At 43.0% G+C, this 2,948-nt stretch carries 5 protein-coding genes; all 5 read left to right on the top strand.

The annotated features are described in order from the left end of the window. The first annotated feature begins 11 nt into the window (after positions 1-11). The gene (locus H6S82_RS26945) at positions 12-617 is read left to right on the top strand and encodes a VWA domain-containing protein (protein WP_190460902.1); all 606 of its coding nucleotides are present in this window, start codon (positions 12-14) and stop codon (positions 615-617) included. 59 nt (positions 618-676) lie between these two features. Continuing rightward, positions 677-1,135, top strand: coding sequence for a hypothetical protein (locus H6S82_RS26940; RefSeq protein WP_190460905.1), 459 nt, complete (start codon positions 677-679; stop codon positions 1,133-1,135). 183 nt (positions 1,136-1,318) lie between these two features. Continuing rightward, entirely contained in the window at positions 1,319-1,939 is a 621-nt protein-coding gene (locus H6S82_RS26935; RefSeq protein ID WP_190460907.1) for a VWA domain-containing protein, read from the top strand. A gap of 151 nt (positions 1,940-2,090) precedes the next feature. Next, complete coding sequence (locus H6S82_RS26930) at positions 2,091-2,693, top strand: VWA domain-containing protein (RefSeq protein WP_190460910.1); 603 nt, start codon at positions 2,091-2,093, stop codon at positions 2,691-2,693. Positions 2,694-2,721: 28 nt separating this feature from the next. Further along, a partial coding sequence (locus tag H6S82_RS26925; protein ID WP_347339548.1) for an RNA-guided endonuclease TnpB family protein occupies positions 2,722-2,948 on the top strand: 227 nt, incomplete at its 3' end.

Genomic DNA, 2,948 nt, shown 5'->3' with positions numbered 1-2,948 from the left:
GGAAGACTCTTATGCTGGAAAACCGTGACTACACCTTGATAATTGACAAAAGCGGCAGTATGTCTCTGACAGACCAGCCGGGTGGTAAAAGTCGCTGGGCTGTTATGCAGGAGTCTACCCTCGCTTTAGCCAGCAAATGCGAACAACTTGACCCAGATGGTCTGACAGTTTACTTGTTTTCTGGAAAATTTAAACGCTACGAGAATGTAACCACGAGCAAAGTTGCTCAGTTGTTCCTCGAAAACGAACCGGCTGGACGAACTGATTTAGCTGGTGTCCTCCAAGATGCCCTCAATAATTATTTTCAACGTAAAGCTGCTAGGCAAACCAAGCTCAACGGTGAAACAATTTTAGTCGTAACTGATGGTGAGCCAGACGATCGCAAAGCTGTTATGCGAGTAATTATTGAAGCATCTCGACTGATGGATCGGGATGAAGAATTGGCGATTTCCTTCATTCAAGTAGGTACTGACGCGCAAGCAACAAAGTTCCTTAAGGTTTTGGACGACGAATTGCAAAATGCGGGAGCGAAATTTGACATTGTAGATACGGTGACGATCGATGATATGGAGGATATGACTCTGACCGAAGTGTTGCTCAATGCTATTACTGATTAAGAGTGTCTTGTGTTAAAAATGCGATCGAGTAGTTTTTCACAAGATTGGGATAAAATATTATGGAATCGATTGATGATTTATTAAATCAACTCAAATCTGAGTACGAAGAAAAGGATAAACCTAAGCCACAACAAAAACAGCCACCTCCCCAAGAAAAAAAATCTCCTCAGTTACCACCAATACCAAAACGTCAAGTGCAGGTGTCTTGGCAGTCAAACAATATTTATCCCTCTGCTTCTGAGTACAGCTTACTGGACGAAATCAAGTCTGAATTTGCAGAAAAAGATAGGGAGGAAGAACTGAAGAGACAGCAACAAATTAAAGAGGAACAAGCCAGACAAGAGCGTATCCAGCAGCAACAACGGCTAGCGCTGGAAAAGGAGGCGGTAGCGTGGTTGAAAAAGTTAAATCCGCGTTCGGAAGAGGGGTTGTGGTTTGAAGAGTTTTCTTATTCTTATCCTTCCAAATTGGAGGCAGCGATCGACTACCTGCAAGCTCTGAAAGAAACTAAATCCTAAAGATAGCTGTCAAATGCGATCGTCTCGATTTTACCTAAGTTGTCGAGCTTATTTGTTATGTTTGATAGAGGATAGGCGTTATGGCCGGATTAATTATTATTTTTATCTAGAAAGTAAGGGCGATCGCAATAAATTTGGTTACGCTAGATAAAGAAGTCTGACGATTGTTGGAGTTTATCTCTTATGACAGGAGGTTCTCTAGTGGAAGACCGAGATTATACCTTAATTATCGACAAAAGCGGCAGTATGTCTACTCCAGACCAAGCAGGTGGTAGAAGTCGCTGGCAAGCAGCAGAGGAGTCTACCCTAGCAGTCGCGAGAAAATGCGAACAGTTTGACCCAGATGGGATTACACTTTACCTGTTTTCGGGTAAATTCAGACGTTTCGATAATGTGGCGTCTAGCAAAGTCGCTCAGATTTTCAAAGAAAACGACCCAGCCGGTACTACCAATTTAGCTGGGGTGTTGGAAGATGCCATAAATAATTATTTTCAGCGCAAAGCAGCAGGTCAAACAAAGCCAAATGGCGAGACAATTTTGGTGGTGACTGATGGGGAACCTGACGATCGCAAAGCGGTAATGCGGGTAATTATTGAAGCATCTCGCCACATGGATAGGGATGAAGAATTGGCTATTTCGTTTATTCAAGTCGGTACAGATGCAACGGCGACAAAGTTTCTCAAAGCTTTGGATGACGATCTGCAAAGCGCAGGTGCAAAATTTGACATCGTTGATACGGTAACGCTGGATGATATGGAGAGCATGACTTTGACAGAAGTGCTGTTAAATGCGATCGCTGACTAGGGTATCGATCGAGTATTAGTTGTGGGTGCTAAGAAACCCGGTTGCTCGACAAAATCTTAGGTTTTATAGCTAAAGATAGATGAAAAAACCGGGTTTCTTACTTTGGCTTGCGTAATGATAATTGCCAAATATTTAGAAGGAGATTTTTTACATGGAAGAACGAGATTACACATTAATTATTGACAAAAGTGGCAGTATGTCTACCCCAGACCAAGCTGGCGGTAGAAGTCGCTGGGAAACCGCGCAAGAGTCAACTTTGGCCTTAGCGAGAAAATGCGAACAATTTGACCCGGATGGCATAACAGTTTATGTGTTTTCCAGTCGATTTAAACGTTACGATAATGTGACTTCCAGCAAAGTGGCGCAAATCTTTCAGGAAAATGACCCGGCTGGCACAACTAACTTAACTGGCGTGCTACAAGATGCCACTAATCGATATTTTGAACGCAAAGCAGCAGGTCAAACTAAGGCGAATGGCGAAATTATTATTGTAGTCACAGATGGGGAACCGGACGATCGCAAAGGCGTGATGAAAGCAATTATTGAAGCTTCGCGCCGAATGGACAGAGATGAAGAACTGGGAATTACGATGATTCAAGTGGGTGCGGATGCAACGGCGACCCGCTTTTTGAAGGCGTTGGATGATGAACTGCAAGGTGCTGGGGCAAAGTTTGATATCTGCGATACTGTAACTATGGATGACATGGCAGATATGAGTTTAGCTGAAGTTTTGCTAAACGCCATTAACGACTAGGGTGTAAACCCTTTGTTTAGCTAGTGCCATTGCTGATAGCGGTTTTTATGAGTTCAAAAGGCAACTAGAGTACAAAGCTAGTTGGTACGGCGCAACAGTGATTAAAGTTGATAAATTCTATCCGAGTTCACAGCTTTGTAGCTGTTGCCAGCATCGACAAAAAATGCCATTGTCAGCACGAATATTCAAATGTGGTAACTGTGGCATTGAACTAGATCGGGATTTTAATGCCAGTGTGAATTTAGAACACTGGCA

Source organism: Planktothrix sp. FACHB-1355 (assembly GCF_014748295.1).
In the GTDB taxonomy this organism is placed as follows: Bacteria; Cyanobacteriota; Cyanobacteriia; order Cyanobacteriales; family Aerosakkonemataceae; genus Aerosakkonema; species Aerosakkonema funiforme_A.
Note: the sequence above shows the minus strand (reverse complement) of the source record. Positions and strands in the feature narration are given on the sequence as shown.

What these genes read in the sequence shown, in the direction of transcription:
- H6S82_RS26945 (WP_190460902.1), top strand. Translation starts at nt 12, where the DNA reads ATGCTGGAAAACCGTGACTACACCTTGATAATTGACAAAAGCGGCAGT.
- H6S82_RS26940 (WP_190460905.1), top strand. Translation starts at nt 677, where the DNA reads ATGGAATCGATTGATGATTTATTAAATCAACTCAAATCTGAGTACGAA.
- H6S82_RS26935 (WP_190460907.1), top strand. Translation starts at nt 1,319, where the DNA reads ATGACAGGAGGTTCTCTAGTGGAAGACCGAGATTATACCTTAATTATC.
- H6S82_RS26930 (WP_190460910.1), top strand. Translation starts at nt 2,091, where the DNA reads ATGGAAGAACGAGATTACACATTAATTATTGACAAAAGTGGCAGTATG.